Here is a 15940-nt window from a genome sequence, read left to right as displayed (position 1 = left end):
TGCTGCCATGTCCACGTCTATTGCCGAGATTGCCGTCACCGGTGTCACGATCGCCATGACCGGGTTCTCCGGCATCGCCGCCATCTTGCATTTCAAGCCCATCCTGGAGCCGATGACAGCGATGGGAGTGCCGGAGTCGTGGCTGATCTTTCCGATCGGCATTCCCAAGACAGCGGGCGCTGTCGGCCTGCTACTCGGCCTGCTCGGCGTACCACTGATCGGCCCGGTCGCCGCGATCGGGATAGTCCTGTACTTCGTCTGCGCCCTCGGTTTTCACGTCCGAGAACGTGCCTACACACCGCAATTCGTCCTCGCCATCGTCTTCGTCGGCTTGGGCATCGCGACACTGACGCTGCAGCTGACGTAGCTCAAAAAGCGCACTGGGTTTCCGCGATCGAGCAGCGCGAGCGACTTCCGCTTATCTGCCCGTGCAGACCCCGTTAACGTCGTGTTTACGATATCCCAATGCTTGTGGACGACGTGCGAGGAAGCTTGACCCCACCGGGCGAGCGAGCGGGTGTTGAGGAGCTTCAGGAGCGTCGGTTTCGACCGGTGGATGTTTGGTGCGGTATCACGGGCGCGGTGTTCGTGCTTGTCTGCGGGGAGCTCATGGCCGCGCACATCGGCGCGCTCGGACCGCTGACCAGTCTTTTTCGGGACTACGCAGGGACTCCGAAGTCGGCGACAACGCCGTGGGCGGGGCTTCTGCTGGCATTGGCCGGGATCACGGTTCGCGCGCGGATAGGCGCCGTCGCCGCCGCGGTCTCCATCGATCTGCTGTTTGTGGCCATGAGGGTGGTGGAGGGGCGGCCGTTCACCGTCGGAAACGGTCCGACCATCGTGCTCACCGCGCTGGCGGTGATCGCAGTCGTGCAGTGGGACGGGGAGCGACGCCGTACGGCGCTGCGCACCATCGTTTTCGGGGCACTGCTGATCTTGGCGACGAAGGTCAGTGAGATCTGGTTGGACATCACCGCGTGGGTGTGCCCGATGGTCCTCGATCCGTACGTGCAAGTGGCCGATCGGGCGCTCGGCAGTCCGTCGTGGCTCGTCGGGCGTGCACTCGACGCGGCGGGACCGGTAGCGCCAGGCGTGGTGCGCTGGGTGTATTTCGAGCTTCCGCTGGCGGCCATCGTCGTCGCAGCCTGGCAGCTGCGGGGTGTGACCGCCGGTCGGTGGCCTCGGCACTACCTGGTACGAACGTTTTTGACGCTGGGCGTCATCGGACCGATCTGGTATGTGATCTTCCCGGTGGTGGGGCCGGTGCTCGCGTACGGGCCGCAAGGGCATGGTTTCGAGATCGCCGACGTCTGGCCGAATGTTGTTCCAACGGTGCCATCGTCGGTCGGACCGCTGCACTTCGACAGCATCACACCACGTAACTGTATGCCGTCACTACACACAGCTTGGGCGCTGTCGCTGTTCATCCACTCCCGGCGCGGCCCGCTGTGGTTGCGTTGGGGCGGCGTGTTCTGGCTGGTGTGCACGCTCATCGCGACGCTCGGGCTCGGTGCTCACTACGGCATCGACCTCGTCGTCGGCGCCGCCCTGTGCCTGACCGTCGAGTCCGCGCTACGCGACCCCGACCGGGGCTGGGACCGCCACCGCGTGCGGATCGTGACGATGGGGGTTGCCACCTTCGCGGGGGTGCTGCTGTGCATCCGCTTCCTTGCCATGCCGATGGCGGCACACCCGATCCCGTTCGCCATTGCGATCCTCGGTGCACTCGCTGCGCTGGCGATCATGTTCTACACCACTTGGTTCGACGCACCATCGGTCGAACCGGCTACCCCTGTGAGACCGTGAGCCCTTGGGCCGCAAGAGGTTTCGGTGCCGATCGCGCCTCGACGCTCCTGTGCTCGAAGAACGCACGCCGAACGGTGGACATCCTGGTGCCCCTATGCGGCTGTTCGTTCGGGCCACGCCACAGCGGAAGTGCTTTTTCCGCAGTCGGTTTCGGTGGCCGGCGAAGATCAGGCCGCCGTGCCAGGCTGCTCCCGCACGTCGGCGGGATCGCACGACAGGCGTAAGAGCCGCGCCAGCCTGCGGTGCGATTCCAAGCGAGCGGCACGGTCGTAGGTACTGGTGTGCACGAGGATCTCGTCAGCGCCGGTCCTGGTCACCAACCGCTCCAGCTGATCGGCGACCTCGTCTTCAGTGCCGTGAATATGACCGCGCAGCGCTTCATCGAATATCCGGCGCTCCCGGTCGGTCATGGTGAGCGCTTCGATCTCCGAGGGCGGGATCAGGGTCGGGAATGCGCCACGGGTACGCGAGTACGCGGTAGACCATGCCTCCGGCAGCAGCAGCCGATGCGCCTGCCGAGTGGTGTCGGCGATGACGACCGATCCCGAGACCAGCACGTAGGGTTCGGCGCCGGAGGCGGCGGGACGGAACTCGGCCCGATAACGCTCGATAGCCGCGATCATGCGGTCTTCACCGCCAACAGCGGCGATCACCAGCGGAAGCCCGAACCGAGCGGCGCGCTCGGCGCCGGACCGGGTCGCCAGCAGGAACGCCGGAACCCGCAGCCCTTCCGTTGGCCAGGCGTGCACACCCTGCCTGCCGTGGGTGAAGTACGCCAGCAGCTCGGTGAGCTGGGCGTCGAAATCCTCGGCGGCACGCTTGTCATGCCCGAGCGCTCGCCGCACGCCGTCGGTGAAGCCGACCGACCGGCCCAGCCCCATGTCGATGCGTCCCGGATATAACGACTCCAGCACGCCGAACTGCTCGGCCACGATCAGCGGCTGATGGTTGGGCAACATCACTCCGCCGGTGCCGATCCGGATCCGTGCGGTCGCGGCCGCCGCGGCGGCCGCGAGCACGATGGGCGCGGAACCCGCCACGCCGGGGACGCTGTGGTGCTCCGACACCCAGAACCGGTGATAGCCCCACTGCTCGGCGAGCCGGGCGAACTCGACCGTCTCCCGCAGCGCCGCAGGATGGCTCTGGCCGCGCCGGACCCGCGAGCGGTCGAGGACGGAGAACCGGACGGAGCGAAGTGCCGAGGTCATACCGGTGTCAACGCCACGACTCCGCACGGATTCCGCGGCGCCGTTTCACTTGGACTTCGGCAGATCCAGCGCCTGCGCCAGCACCTGCCACGCCCTCGGCAGCTGTGCCTCGAAATCCGGCCAGGTGTGCATTCCGTCGGCCGGGTATTCCACCACGGCGGGAATCCGGAGTGCGGCGAGCCGAGCGGCGAACAGCTCGGTACACGACCGTGCCCCCGCCTCGAGTGCCGCGCCGCCGCCCGCGGTCGCCAGCGCGTCCACGATCGTCGGCGAGTTCGCCACCGCCACCAGGTCGGCGCCGGTGGGAAGGCCGGTGGCTGCCGAGAGGTAGATCGCGGTGCCGCGCAGCACTTCGGCGTGCAGCAGGCTGTCGTGCGCGGCCCATTCAGGTGAGGTCGGCGGGCCCCAGAGGTTGTCGACGTCGCCGCCACGTGAGGCGACCGTGATGGTGGTGACGGCGTGGCCGAGTGGGTCGGCGGTGGAATAGCACCCGCTCATCCCGGCGACGGCGCGGTACCAGCCGGGGTGGCGCTGGGCCAACATGATCGCCGCCTGTGCCCCCATCGACACGCCGGCGATCGCCCGTCTGCCGTCCGAGCGCAGCAGCGATTCCACGATCGGCGGAAGCTCGGTTGTGAGGAAGGTCTCCCAGCGATTGAGCCCCAGCCCGGTGTCGTGGCGGACCCAGTCGCTGTACATGCTGCCGGTGCCGCCGGCGGTCAGCACCACGTCGACCGGTTTGTCCGCGAAGAACTCCGCCGCCCTGCCCTTGGTCAGCCAGGCGGAGGTGGCGTCGCCATCGACGCCGTCGAGCAAGTACAGCACCGGCCGAGGCGCCGCTCCGCTGCCGCGTAGGACGTCGACGGTGATGCTGCGGCGCATCGCCGCCGAGGCGATCGACAATCGCTCACGCTGCGGCGCGACCTGCTCGAGCGAGATCAGACCGGTCCTGGTCATCGCTGGATCGACGGCGGGTGGCGGTGTGGGCGGCGGCATCGGCTCGGCAAGCACGGTCGCAGCAGTCGCCGAGGCGACCGCCATCGCCGCCACCGTGATCAGCACTCGGAGACTCCTCCTGCCGCGGCAGCCCGTTCTGCTCGACCGGCCGCGGCGAGCTCGCGCTGTTCCTCGAACCACCGCGCACGGACCTCCAGCTCGTCGAGACACGGTGGTCACAGCTGCATGCCCATCATGCCTCCCGAATCTTAGCGACAGATCGTGATGGAATCGAGATATGCTCGAAAGTATCACGGAAGTCATCAGAGTTCACGGTCGCAGTTGGGCTGAACCACAAGCACTCGAGCAGATTCCGAGGCACTCGGCGCGTCAGGCTGTCACAATTTCCGCGGCGCCTCGTTTCGGCTTCGCGAATTTCCGATCCTGGCGATTTCCCGGTTTTCCGACAGCGTGTGACACAACACCGACCGCGCATTCCGGCGCTGCGGCGGTGGTCACCCCTGAGCCGTCCCGACGGCCGCGGACAAGCCCCCGCGACGTCGTCGGGACCGTTCATCGTCGCGATGGCCCGCGACTGGTAAGTTGCGCAAATCGCCGCGCGCCGCGGCCGATCCGGCTCGTGCCATGAGCCACGGGCGTGGCGGGCAATCCTGCGAGCCGTCTCATGAGATCATCCCAACGCGTGTGCGGCGGGTCTCACCACCGATAAAATCGAGCGCCGCGCCCATACGGCGAGGCGACGAGTTCGAAGGGCGAAATACCACATATGAGCGGTACGCGAGAGAAGCTGGACGAGCTGCGAGGGATCCTCGAGCTGGCCGACGAACCCGCCGGCGAAACCGGAATCGCGAAACGCAAGAGCAAGGGCATTCCGAGCGCGCGGGAACGGGTGCGTGCACTCCTCGACCCAGGCAGCTTCGTGGAGATCGGCGCACTGGTGCGCCAGCCGGGTACATCCGATGCCATGTACGGCGACGGCGTGGTGACCGGCCGAGGCCGCATCGACGGTAGGCCCGTCGTGGTGATCGCGCACGACCAGACCGTGTTCGGCGGCTCCGTCGGGGAGATGTTCGGTCGCAAGGTCGCCAAGGCGCTGGACTTCGCCACCGACAACGCTTGCCCAGTGGTCGCGATCAACGACTCGGGCGGCGCCCGCATCCAGGACGCGGTCACATCGCTGGCCTGGTACGCGCTCATGAGCCGCCGCCAGGAACGGCTGTCCGGCTTCGTGCCGCAGGTGTCGATCATGCTCGGCAAATGCGCGGCAGGGTCGGTCTACGCCCCGGTCAACACCGACATCTTGATCGCGACCGAGAAGTCGTACATGTTCGTCACCGGGCCGGAAGTGATCAAAGAAGTCACCGGTGCGGAGGTGACCATGGAGGAGCTCGGCGGAGCGCAGGTCCAGGCGGCCAACGGCACCATTCACCACGTCGCCGCCAGCGAGCAGGACGCGTTCGATTGGGCCAGAACCTATTTGAGCTACCTGCCGTCGAGCTGCCTGGAGCAGGGACCGATCGTCAATCCGGGCATCGAGCCGGAGATCACCTCGCACGATCTGGAGCTGGACTCGATCATCCCGGACTCGGACCGGGAGGGCTACGACATGCACGAGATCCTGCTGCGCCTCTTCGACGACGGCGAGTTCCACGAGATCAGCGCCGCCACCGCGCAGAATCTGATCACCGGTTTCGCCAGGGTGGATGGACGCAGCGTCGGCGTGATCGCGAATCAGCCGCTGGCCCTCGGCGGCGCCATCGACGCCAAGTGCTCGGACAAGGCGACGCATTTCATCCGGCTGTGCAACGTCTACGGGCTGCCGTTGATCTTCGTCGTGGACACCCCCGGCGTGCTGCCCGGCGTCGAGGAGGAGCGTAGCGGCGTGATCAAACGCGGCGGACGGTTCTTCCGAGCGGTGATCGAGGCGACCGTCCCGATCGTCACCGTCGTGGTGCGCAAGGCCTATGGCGGCGGCTACGCGGTGATGGGCTGCAAGCAGCTGGGCGCCGATATCAGCCTGGCCTGGCCCACCGCACGGATCGCGGTGATGGGCGCGGAGAGCGCCGTGAGTATCGTCGGCAAGCGCCAGCTCGCCCAGGTGCCCGCCGAGCAGCGGGCGGCCGCGCGGGACTTCTTGATCGATCAGTACAACACGACCATCGCCACGCCGTGGATCGCGGCCGAGCGCGGTTACATCGACGCGGTGATCGAGCCCTCCCGGACCAGACTGGAGATCCGCCACGCGCTGCGGCTGCTGCGCGAGAAGGAGGCGAGCGTGGAACCGAATCCGCGCAAGCACAGCCTCTTCCCGGTCTGATCCGATCCCCACCGCCCCATCCGGTTAGGTTGTGTCACAACATAACCGGCGGCCCACCGTGGGAAGTCCGGTAATCGACGCCGAACCGGGCGCCCCGGTTCCCTGATGTCATAGCGGTGCCGGGCCTCTTCGTTCGCCACGTTGTAGCCCGGCGCGCGATGTGCCCGCGGTGCGCGTCCCTACCCGCGCCCGGCGGGCACGCCACGCTCCGGCTCAGCCATGACCGCCCCAGGTGAGATCGGCGGCCGTCCATTCCGATTCCCACTTGTGCAGGCGCCGCCGGTCCAGGCCGCGACGCAGCAGGAAATAGTTGCCCGCGAGCACCACAAAGACACCGAACGCCGCGCCCGAGGTGAGCAGGACCGCCTTGCTGGCCGCCTGGGTCGAGGACGGCGGCTCGACGATGGTGCCACCTTCGTTCAACCAGATCGAGACCGTGGAACCTGGCTCGACAACGGTGGTCGACTGGTAATCGCCCGTGTGCGTCACGCTGTCGGCATCCTTCCAGGACACCCGCGCGGGCATGATCGGCGCGTACAACGGCGCCTTGCCGGTCTCGATCACGGTCGCGTCGACCTGGTGCAGCTGCGCCGTTCGAGCTTGCACCGCGGCTGTTTCCGCGTGGTACACCCGGCCGCCGACCGTCACGGCAAGCACTGGAACGACGAGCAAGAACACCAGCGCGAGAAACATGGCGACCACGGCTTGCAGGCGGTCTTCCTTCCGCCGCAGCGGATTACGGTCCAGCCCGACGCGTCGGCACGTCCGGCGGTACATACTCACCGACCCGGTAGACATGACGGTGACTCCTCGTTCCGGAATTCGGTTGTGAGAGCGACAAGGGTGTCGAAGAACTCTTCGACGAGAGCAGGCAGGCCCATCGGGTCCGGGCCCGCCGCCCAGGTCTGCAACGCGGCGAGCAGCATGCCCGCACCGGCGCCTACGGCGGCGGCCGGACGTGGATCCATCAGCGGATCCACCCCCAGCCTCGCCGCGATGATCCGTACCGATTCGCGCTGCCCATCGATGCGGATGCGCTGATAACCGGCGAACAGTTCGGGTTCGTCCTCGAAACGCTGAAACAGCGCCCAGCGCCGCGCCAGCAGAGCCGCGCGGGCTCCGCCGTATTCGGTGGCCAGCCAGTCGTGGACGGCGTTGTGATACGCGGTCAGGGGCGGCTCGCCGATCGGGCGTCGGCACAGGGCTTCGTTGAACAGGTGTACGTCCTGGTCGACGTCGCCGAGAATCGCCTCCTCGATGGAGGCGAAATGCCTACTGAAGGTGCGTCGGGTGACGCCGGCCCGCACCGCGATGTCCTCGACGGCGACCGCCCCGAGCCCCCGCTCGGTGAGCAGATCGAAGGCGGCGCGCGACAACGCCTGCCGGCTACGCCGCGTGCGCAGCCGACGCCCATCGAGATCGACACCGTCGTCGCTCATGTGCACAGCTTACCACCTTATTGTCTCAATGGGACAATACTTTGCCCTTTCTCCGCCACCCCGGACATGGCAGCCTTCACCTGGGTGAGTTCGCCCCTGCTCGATACTCCGCGGCGGACGTAGCGTCGGATGGGCATGAGCATTCGTCTCGGTTATCACATGCCCAACTTCAGCCACACCCAATCAGCCGCCGAGTTGTTCGGCGTGTGTCCCCGCGCAGGAGGCAGAGACTGCCGGATTCGACGCCGGATACGCGATGGACGACATCTATCAGCCACCCGTCATCGGCAGCCCGGACGAGCCGGCGCCGGACACGTGTCCGGGTCGGCGATCTTGTCGATATAGCGCACGCCGGTCAGCTGCGGGAATAGACGACGTCGGGCAGGTCGGCCTCCGCGAAGCGCGGCACAGTGAACGCACAGTCGGGTGCGGGCGGCGTCACCGACGTGGTCGGCCAGGACCTGGATCGTGATGTGTGGTTTGTGCCTCCGCGCGCAACTGCACAACTCATCGATGATCGGCCATCAGCTACGGGGCTCCGGCCGGTACAGGGCTTGCGGCGCAGGCGAACGGCGAGGCGACACCTGATCGACGCCGACCGGCTGGGCGCGCTCGAGCCGCTGTCAGATGTCGGACGGCTGATCCAGAGTCGGTGGATGGCGTTCCCGCAGTGCCGCGATCAGTTGGCTGGTGTATTCGGGCGGCGCGGCGTGGACCGAGAGCAGGTTCGCGACGGCACGGTACGCGGCGAGATCGGCGCCCTTGTCCAGATAGAGCGCACCGGTGAGCTGCTGAAGATAGACGATGTCCGGCAGATCCGACTCGGCGAAGCGCAGCATGGTGAACGCGCCGTCGGCGAGTGCCGGCCCGCCGACATGGTCGGCCAGCACCTGCACGGTGATGTTCGATTTGTCCGTGGCGCGCAGCACGTGGTCCAACTGCGCGAGCCACACCTGCGATCCGCCGATCCCGCGGCGCAGCGCCGCCTCCTCGACGATCAGCCACAACTGCGGCGGATCCGGTCGGGTCAGGATCTCCTGGCGCCGCATCCGCAGCGCCACCCGCCGTTCGATCGATTCCTCGTCCTCGTTCGGGTGGGCGAGAACCATGAGCGCGCGGGCGTAGTCCGGAGTCTGCAAAAGCTCGGGGACCACGCGCGGCTCATAGCAACGGATCAACTGCGCCGCCTGCTCCAAGCCCAGGTAGGTGTCGAACCACTTCGGCAGCCAGTCGGTATCGCGATGCCACCAGCCCGAAGTATTGGCCTGCTTGGCCAGCTGCTTGAACTCGGCGCGCTCGTCTTCGTCGATGATCCCGTACAGATCGAGCAAATCGACCAGGTCGCGTTCCCGGAATCCGGTGCGGCCCAGTTCGAGCCTGCTGATCTTGGAATGCGAACCCCGGATCGCCTCGCCCGCGTTCTCGAGCGAGATACCGCACGCCTCCCGCAGTCGCCGCATTCGCCCGCCGAGAATCATCCGCAGGACGGTCGGGCCGCCCTCGCCGGCCGGAGTTGTTCCGAGAGCGACGGATTCGTTGTGATGCCGCACTACCGAAGCACGCATTCACCGAGTCTTTCATGTGGATCGTCCACATTCCAGACCGAAACCGCTCGGTTCGAAGAATTTTCGCAGTTATGCGTTCGCAAGTGCACTCCGGACGCCTTATGACACGTCCGAGCGCGGACCGGAACACCGGGGCCCAAGAGATGCGACGGCCCTGGCTGTTCGCGCTCACCCGGCGCAACCGGCATGCGCGCTCTCGCCGCACGACTGGTGGCGCTCGAGTCCGGTTGCGCCCGAACACCCGACCACGGCGGATCAGTCCACGGGTCGTGTGACTGTTGCGGAGCGCCACCGCCTGCTTCCGGCCGCCGAGCGCCAGCCGCAGGCTTCGCCGAGCCCACGGCTGCGCTGTTCAGCGCAGCAGCACCTCCGCCGTCGCGCGGCCGAACAGCTTGCGCCCGTCGCACGTCGCAGACAGTGCGATGGTGGCGGCGCGGCGGACCAGGTCCAATTCCTTGACGCGGCCGCGGAATTCGATCGCGCTGGCCTTGGTGGCAGGCACTGGCGCGAACCCGGCGAACCGAACTCCGTAATTCGTCACGGTGGTCGGATCCCCCAGCCACTCGGTGAGATACCCCGCACCCAGTCCCATCGTCAGCAGCCCGTGCGACACCACATCGGGCAGGCCCGCCCTGCTCGCTACGAGGTCGCTGAAGTGGATCGGATTCGAATCGCCGGAAACCCCCGCGTAATTCACCAGATCGCCCCGGGAGAGGACCATCGTCCGCGGGGCGAGCTCCATACCGACCGACAGCTCCTCGAAGGCGACAACGGTGCGCGGTGGCCTGCGCTGCTCGTCCGAATCCTGTTGTGCCACCTGGTCGAATCGCTCGACCAGGCCCGCGTGCTGGTCCCTCGCCCGCGCGGCCGCCGCATCGGACCGGTCGCCGGCCGACTGTCCCGTCATGATCACGCCCTCGACCGCAGCGCGCAGGTCGGCGGCGATTTCCACCCCGGTCTGCGCCACCGCGGTGGTGTGGGCGGTCTGCAGCACCTCTTTGTGCTGGTTGCTGAGCACGGTCTTGGTGACCATGAAGTCCTTGTCACCGAACTGCCGAAACGACTCGATATAGGAGTCGCACTGCAGCTGGTCGCCCGCGATTATCGGCCGATGCACCCGGATGGACTGTTCGGTCTGCAATACCTGCCCGAGGTCGTAGCCCGTGAGCAAGGACTCGAACATCTTGCGCTGCACCAGCATCAGAACGATGGAGGAGAAGGTCAGCGGCGCGACCAGCCCGTCGAAGCCAAGCTCCGCGGCGGCCCCCTCGTACCGGTGCGCCGGATGGCCGTCCTGCACGGCCCGCGCGAACTCCCGGATCTTCTCTCGTCCTACCTCGTACTGCTCGGTCATGCGGAAATGCCGCCCCACCAGCGCCATGGCCTGTTCGGACGCGGTGGTCGTAATGTCGTTCATGTGCCTCTTTCGCGAGTCCGGCGTCACCCCGCCTGGACCGGCCCCACCGTACCGGAGCCGCGACGACGACGCACTGCCGCCCCGAGCAGTTCGGACACGCAGCAACCGACCGACCGGGATAGGGCAGGCGGTCATCAATCGCCGCAGTCCGGGCACACCGCAACATCGGATGTCCTGGGGCAATACCGGCGAACCGTCAGCACTCGCTCGGGGCAGGCACTCCTCGCAGCCGATCGTCCAGCCAGATCATAGCCTCCGGATAGCCGAGTGCCGCCGCGATGACATGCTCGCCGAGCACACTCCGGTACACCGCAGGCACACCCAGACGGCACTGTTCGCGATAGAGGTTGCGCGCGCCCTCGGCGGGGATCCAGAACTCCTGCTCCCCGTTGTAGACGTACAGCGGGGTCGCCGATTTCATGTCGGCCATCCTGGTCACGCGGTAGATGTCCGCGGCCAGATCCGAATGCAGCGGATCGGGAATGTTAGCGGCAATATCGATCGGCAACATCAGCACGCCGACCACCCCGAAGCTGCCGCCACAGAGGTCCTTCAGCCGAGACGTGGCCGCCCACTGGGCGAGATTGTTCATCCTGGCCAAGATTTCCGGCCGTTCCCGGCCGATCCCGAATACCGCACCCAGGAACACCGCCGAGGCGAGATTGCCGTTCATGCTGCGAGCCAGGATCTCGTAGTCGGCGGGCACGCCGCCCAGCGCGGCGCCGACGATCACGTCCGCCAATTCCGGTGCATAACTGGAGATCAGCTTCACCGCACCGTGCGTGGCGATGGCACCGCCGGAGTACCCCGCCATGCCGAACCGACTTGCGCCGAACTCGCCCGGCAGCAGTCCGCGGACGGCTCTGATCGCGTCCAGCACCGCGTGACCGGCCACGACCGGCTCGGCATAGGCCATCGAGGGGCCCTCGTGGTCCGGGATCAGCACGGCATACCCGCGCAGCGCTGCCACATGGGTGGTCGGCGGCACGAAGTCGGTGAAACTGGTGTCCGGATTGGCCCCGTGCGCGAGGGTGTATCCCGGGGTGCAGGTGCGGCCGAGCGCGTCGATCGGCAGGTTGTTCACCACCACCGGCCGGGGGCCGGGCCCCGGCCAGGCCGCGGCGGGAACGACCAGCGTGGCCGTGGCGTAGGAGGGCGCGCCGTGCGCGTCCGCGGTCCGGTACTTCAGCAGCAGAGCCCGCTGGATCGGCATCAGCATCAGCGGAGCGGTCGTTGCGCTGACGTCGCGGTAGTCGATGACCTGCCCCTCGGTCAGCTCGCCGAGATTCGCGGGCCAGGCGTCGAATATCGGATCGCCGATCGGCGCGGGCAGGGTGGCCCGGCGAAGCGCCGCCAGCGACGGCGACAACGTGGCCGCCTGCTGAGTCGGCGAATTCGGTTCCGGCGCAGGTGCGATCGGCGGCGGGGGAATTATCCGGTCGATGAATTGCTGCAACCCGGGTAACAATCCGCCCGGCGGCGGGAACATGCCCGACACGTCGGGCAGCGCCGGCGGCGCGGGCAACGGCTCGGCGACGGCCTGTCCGGCCATGGCCGGACAGACGACGAGCAACGTGACCGCGATGGCACGTAAGCATCTCATGGCACACGCCTCTGGGTGCGACGTCAGGTTCGCCTGGCACCCGGGCGATGCGGCCTTCGGCCCCCGAAAATGCCCCCTATCATGCCGGGGCCAGAAGGCAAGGCTACGTCAGTACACCCAATTCGACATACAAAAGCGCTCGAGTTGTGTGTGTCACGTGTCCATTTCGCAACAACCGAGCCGAGACCCGCTCGTAGAGAACGGGTCGGCTCGGTCGTCGCGTGCGGTTGATCAGCAGTTACTCGGAGCGGGCTCCCCACGGAAACGGGCATCCAGCCAGTTCAGCGCCGCCGGGATGCCGATCACCGCCGCCGTCAGGTGGTCGGGTACCGGAATCTGCTCGGTCTGTACCGTGGCGCCGGCGGCGCACCAGCGCTTGTCGGTGTTGACCACCGAGTCGATCGGGATGAGCCCGTCGATCGGCGAATGCCATTCGTACACCGGCGTCTTGGGCACGCCGTCGTAGAGCTCGAGGCTGTTCTCCTCGACCACGGCGCGGGCGGTGTCGTCGTTGATCATCGAGGTCGTTTTCGCGAAGTCCAGCGCGCCCCGGCCCGCACCCGCGGCCAAGATGTCGTTGGTGCAGCTGTTGGCGATCTGCGTGCGGGCGGCGAGGCCTCGCTCGTTCAGCTGTTCGCTCAGCGGGAATCGGTCCGGATACTCGCGCTCCAAACCGAGGCCAGCGGCCAGCGCGAGCCCGAACACCGGGTGCGAGTTCAGCCCGAGCGTCTCGAGCATCTTCACCAGGTTCATCGGCACGCCGCCCATGGCCGCGCCCGCGATGTTCAGCTCCGGAGCGTATTTCGGCTGCAAGGCGGCCGCCCACGCGGTGGCCATGCCGCCACCGGAGTAACCGACCATCGCCACCGGGCTCTGCCGCACCTCCAGCTCCGCCACCTGCTTCACCGCGCGGAGGCTGTCCAGCGTGATCTGCCCGCCGAGTTTGGCCGCGCCGTAGGCGAAGTTGGGACCGAGGTGGTCGGGCAGCACGACGCTCCAGCCGCGGGCCAGCAGCACGTTCCAGCCCGGGGCCTCGCGCACGATCAGGTTCGGGTCGCCGGTGTAGAGCACGCGGGAGACCGAGCACTCCGCTCCGAGACCGTTGATGATGTGCTGGAACGACAGCAGCGGCCCATCCTTGCGGTGCACCTTCGGGGTGAGCACCGTGGTGGTCGCGGCGATCGGCTTGCCCTCGGAACTGGTCGACCGGAACCGCACCACGGTGACAGTGGTGTCCGGGAAAATCATCAGTGCGGGCATCACGCGGGTCGCGATCACATCCCCCGGCTTCTTGTCCGCGATGTCCGCAGGTGTCGCGTAGAAGGGGTCCGGATCCGGCGCCGGATACAGCGGCGCGCCGACGGCCGCCCCGGCCATACCGGCAACCAGCACGAGGCCCGCGGCCATCGCACCGAACGCTCGCGCGAGGCGCCGTCGCCGCACTCCCCTACCCATCGACCGTGGGCCCTGACTCATCGACGTGTGCCTCCTGCATCGTTCAACGCTGTGCTCATCCTCGACAACATCGCGCGCGCAGGGCAGCCGCCGACGCGAACGTGTTGACAATTCACAAGTTTCGGGTAACCGACCTGTGACCGTAGTGTGCCCCCGCTCGTGACTCTACCTCGGCTGCCGGGTGTCCGCGCTGTGACAAATCCAGCCGACTGCCTAGAACATGTTCTCAGTAATGGTGAGCGCTTACCGTCGGCCTTACCGGCGCGCCGGCGCGCCGGCCCGGAAGGAGACGGTGGCATGGATGGCACGACGCACAAGTTCGCCGACGACACCGAGACACCGACACAGCGGATCACTGTCTATTTCGATGGACCCACGCCCGAGGACGCGCTGATCCTCGAGTACGCGGCGACTCGGACCGAGGCGGGGGAATTCACCTCGGCCGCCGCGCACGCTGGGCTCACCGTCACCGTGGACGGGAAGGTGCACCCCGACCTGCGCAGGCTGCCCTGCCGATCGCTCTGGCGCTGAGCGCGGTCGCCTACCGACGGTCGAGCACACCGTCCAGGAGCACACGCATGTCGGGGAAGGCCTCCCAGGCGGCACCGAGATGACACACTGATTCCGCAACACAAAGGACCTCGCGACCGGTCGGCGTCAGATCGTGGGCGTCATCGAGTTCCGATGCGCTGGAACGCAATCCGGCCAGAAGAATCCCGAAATAGGTCGTGCTCCTCGGCGACGGAAGCGGCGGCAGCCAGGGGCTCCCGAAGGGAAGCAACAGATCCAGGTTCGGCGACGCACCCGTCGCGGCCACCCGGCGCAGCAGGCCACCACAATCTGTGCCCTCGCCGCCAAGTCTCGCAGGGGCCGCCCCCGCTCGCTAGGCTCGGATGGGCACGCCAGCGGTGCCGAGGAGAACACAGGAGGTTCGACCGTGGCACAGCGGTACCCGCACCGGGACGGGGTCCGGTTCCATGCTGCCGCGCTGCTGTCCGTCGCACTGCTGCCGATGACCGTCACTGCCTGCGGCTCCGAGGAGTCCGCGTCCGCACCGGGCAGCACCACGACGACAAGCCCTGTCACGACCACGCCGACGCGGAGTGCACCGGCCACCCCGGTTTCCACGCCATTGGGCGCCGTACCCACCGTCGACCCCTACCCGGGTATGCCATTGATCGACCACGTGACCTGGACCGAAGCCGTCGACGGGCCGCGGCTGCTCGTGTTTCCCACCTCGGCGGGGCGGCAGACCACCTTTCCCGGCTCCGACGAACGCGCCTGGCAGGAGGTGATCGCCCAGTCTTCGGACGCGGACACACCCGGCATGCGGGATCAGTTCACCTGCCACTGGGACTGGGCGCGGCTGGTACAGCCGAACAAACCCAGCTGGAATCTGGAACCCTGGCGTCCAGTGGTCGGTTACTCGGCCACCGTCGACGCACGCTGTAATCCCGGCGGTCCCGAGCGCTGAGCACGGACACCGCCCCGACCGAAAGGACCGATCCATGCGCGTCGTCATCGCAGGCGGACACGGGAAGATCGCTCTGCTGCTCGCCAGATCGCTCACTACTGCCGGCGACGAGGTGGTCGCGCTCATCCGCAATCCGGACCACGCCGCCGACGTCCGGGCCGCAGGCGCCGATCCGGTCCCGCTCGACCTGGAGAACGCGGGCACCGACGATCTGGTCGCCGTCGTAAAGGGTTCGGACTCCGTAGTCTTCGCGGCCGGAGCGGGACCGGGCAGCGGTGTAGACCGCAAATACACCGTCGACTTGGGCGGCTCCGTCCGACTGGCCGAGGCCGCCGGACGGGCCGGCGCGCGCCGCTTCGTACAGATCTCCACGGTAGGCGCCGGTCAGCCACCCGCGCCCGGCACCGACGAGGTGTGGGCCGCCTACATCGATGCGAAGACCCAGGCCGAGAACGATCTGCGGGACCGGGATCTGGACTGGACGATCCTCCGGCCGGGCCGCCTCGTAGACACCGCGGGCACCGGAATGGTGACACTCGCCCGGCCCATCGTCGGTCGCGGCGATGTCCCGCGCCCCGATGTGGCCGCCGTGCTCACCGCACTACTACCCGCCGCACACACCTTCGGCACGACACTCGAACTCGTGTCGGGAACCACTCCGATCAGCCAGGCGATTGCGCAACTGACACAGTGAACCGA

At 67.5% G+C, this 15940-nt stretch carries 14 protein-coding genes; 6 read left to right on the top strand and 8 right to left on the bottom strand.

The window, feature by feature from the left end:
- The first annotated feature begins 7 nt into the window (after positions 1 to 7).
- The gene (locus OHB12_RS02095) at positions 8 to 367 is read left to right on the top strand and encodes a DoxX family protein (RefSeq protein ID WP_327115618.1); all 360 of its coding nucleotides are present in this window, start codon (positions 8 to 10) and stop codon (positions 365 to 367) included.
- 185 nt (positions 368 to 552) lie between these two features.
- Positions 553 to 1806 (top strand): phosphatase PAP2 family protein, encoded by a 1254-nt coding sequence (locus OHB12_RS02090; protein WP_327115616.1) that lies wholly within the window; start codon positions 553 to 555, stop codon positions 1804 to 1806.
- A gap of 167 nt (positions 1807 to 1973) precedes the next feature.
- Here the strand turns inward: OHB12_RS02090 and OHB12_RS02085 are convergent, their stop codons facing one another.
- Positions 1974 to 3014 carry an LLM class flavin-dependent oxidoreductase gene (locus tag OHB12_RS02085; protein ID WP_327115614.1) on the bottom strand — a complete coding sequence of 347 codons (1041 nt, stop codon included), beginning with the start codon at positions 3012 to 3014 and terminating at the stop codon, positions 1974 to 1976.
- Between the two features lie 45 nt (positions 3015 to 3059).
- Positions 3060 to 4076, bottom strand: coding sequence for an alpha/beta hydrolase (locus OHB12_RS02080; protein WP_327115612.1), 1017 nt, complete (start codon positions 4074 to 4076; stop codon positions 3060 to 3062).
- A 661-nt stretch (positions 4077 to 4737) separates the two neighbouring features.
- Here OHB12_RS02080 and OHB12_RS02075 point away from each other — a divergent pair.
- Entirely contained in the window at positions 4738 to 6288 is a 1551-nt protein-coding gene (locus OHB12_RS02075; protein ID WP_327115610.1) for an acyl-CoA carboxylase subunit beta, read from the top strand.
- A gap of 213 nt (positions 6289 to 6501) precedes the next feature.
- On the opposite strand, the gene OHB12_RS02070 is transcribed toward OHB12_RS02075, so the two are convergent.
- The 6 genes from OHB12_RS02070 to OHB12_RS02045 all read right to left on the bottom strand — a co-directional run bounded on the left by OHB12_RS02070 (position 6502) and on the right by OHB12_RS02045 (position 13767).
- A complete protein-coding gene (locus tag OHB12_RS02070) occupies positions 6502 to 7086 on the bottom strand; it encodes an Rv1733c family protein (protein ID WP_327115608.1) in 585 nt (194 codons plus the stop codon).
- A complete protein-coding gene (locus tag OHB12_RS02065; RefSeq protein ID WP_327115606.1) occupies positions 7068 to 7727 on the bottom strand; it encodes a TetR/AcrR family transcriptional regulator in 660 nt (219 codons plus the stop codon). The genes OHB12_RS02070 and OHB12_RS02065 overlap by 19 nt, the downstream gene beginning before the upstream one ends.
- 623 nt (positions 7728 to 8350) lie before the next feature.
- Complete coding sequence (locus tag OHB12_RS02060) at positions 8351 to 9292, bottom strand: helix-turn-helix domain-containing protein (RefSeq protein WP_327115604.1); 942 nt, start codon at positions 9290 to 9292, stop codon at positions 8351 to 8353.
- A 352-nt stretch (positions 9293 to 9644) separates the two neighbouring features.
- Positions 9645 to 10709 carry a fused (3R)-hydroxyacyl-ACP dehydratase subunits HadA/HadB gene (locus OHB12_RS02055; RefSeq protein ID WP_327115602.1) on the bottom strand — a complete coding sequence of 355 codons (1065 nt, stop codon included), beginning with the start codon at positions 10707 to 10709 and terminating at the stop codon, positions 9645 to 9647.
- A gap of 196 nt (positions 10710 to 10905) precedes the next feature.
- Complete coding sequence (locus OHB12_RS02050; RefSeq protein ID WP_327115601.1) at positions 10906 to 12312, bottom strand: lipase family protein; 1407 nt, start codon at positions 12310 to 12312, stop codon at positions 10906 to 10908.
- Positions 12313 to 12543: 231 nt separating this feature from the next.
- Positions 12544 to 13767: a lipase family protein gene (locus OHB12_RS02045; RefSeq protein WP_442800061.1), complete on the bottom strand. Its 1224-nt coding sequence runs from the start codon at positions 13765 to 13767 to the stop codon at positions 12544 to 12546.
- A 297-nt stretch (positions 13768 to 14064) separates the two neighbouring features.
- Between OHB12_RS02045 and OHB12_RS02040 the strand changes: the two genes are divergently transcribed.
- The 3 genes from OHB12_RS02040 (at position 14065) to OHB12_RS02030 (ending at position 15935) form a co-directional block, all read left to right on the top strand.
- Complete coding sequence (locus OHB12_RS02040; RefSeq protein ID WP_327115600.1) at positions 14065 to 14298, top strand: hypothetical protein; 234 nt, start codon at positions 14065 to 14067, stop codon at positions 14296 to 14298.
- Between the two features lie 406 nt (positions 14299 to 14704).
- Complete coding sequence (locus OHB12_RS02035; RefSeq protein WP_327115598.1) at positions 14705 to 15241, top strand: DUF2599 domain-containing protein; 537 nt, start codon at positions 14705 to 14707, stop codon at positions 15239 to 15241.
- Positions 15242 to 15275: 34 nt separating this feature from the next.
- On the top strand, positions 15276 to 15935 hold the full coding sequence (locus OHB12_RS02030) for an NAD(P)H-binding protein (protein WP_327115597.1): 660 nt from the start codon (positions 15276 to 15278) through the stop codon (positions 15933 to 15935).
- The last annotated feature ends 5 nt before the right edge of the window (positions 15936 to 15940 follow it).

The organism is Nocardia sp. NBC_01730, from assembly GCF_035920445.1.
GTDB lineage: Bacteria > Actinomycetota > Actinomycetes > Mycobacteriales > Mycobacteriaceae > Nocardia.
Note: the sequence above shows the minus strand (reverse complement) of the source record. Positions and strands in the feature narration are given on the sequence as shown.

What these genes read in the sequence shown, in the direction of transcription:
- OHB12_RS02085 (WP_327115614.1), bottom strand. Translation starts at nt 3,014, where the DNA reads ATGACCTCGGCACTTCGCTCCGTCCGGTTCTCCGTCCTCGACCGCTCG.
- OHB12_RS02050 (WP_327115601.1), bottom strand. Translation starts at nt 12,312, where the DNA reads ATGAGATGCTTACGTGCCATCGCGGTCACGTTGCTCGTCGTCTGTCCG.
- OHB12_RS02070 (WP_327115608.1), bottom strand. Translation starts at nt 7,086, where the DNA reads ATGTCTACCGGGTCGGTGAGTATGTACCGCCGGACGTGCCGACGCGTC.
- OHB12_RS02075 (WP_327115610.1), top strand. Translation starts at nt 4,738, where the DNA reads ATGAGCGGTACGCGAGAGAAGCTGGACGAGCTGCGAGGGATCCTCGAG.
- OHB12_RS02095 (WP_327115618.1), top strand. Translation starts at nt 8, where the DNA reads ATGTCCACGTCTATTGCCGAGATTGCCGTCACCGGTGTCACGATCGCC.
- OHB12_RS02060 (WP_327115604.1), bottom strand. Translation starts at nt 9,292, where the DNA reads ATGCGTGCTTCGGTAGTGCGGCATCACAACGAATCCGTCGCTCTCGGA.
- OHB12_RS02040 (WP_327115600.1), top strand. Translation starts at nt 14,065, where the DNA reads ATGGATGGCACGACGCACAAGTTCGCCGACGACACCGAGACACCGACA.
- OHB12_RS02055 (WP_327115602.1), bottom strand. Translation starts at nt 10,709, where the DNA reads ATGAACGACATTACGACCACCGCGTCCGAACAGGCCATGGCGCTGGTG.
- OHB12_RS02030 (WP_327115597.1), top strand. Translation starts at nt 15,276, where the DNA reads ATGCGCGTCGTCATCGCAGGCGGACACGGGAAGATCGCTCTGCTGCTC.
- OHB12_RS02065 (WP_327115606.1), bottom strand. Translation starts at nt 7,727, where the DNA reads ATGAGCGACGACGGTGTCGATCTCGATGGGCGTCGGCTGCGCACGCGG.
- OHB12_RS02045 (WP_442800061.1), bottom strand. Translation starts at nt 13,767, where the DNA reads ATGGGTAGGGGAGTGCGGCGACGGCGCCTCGCGCGAGCGTTCGGTGCG.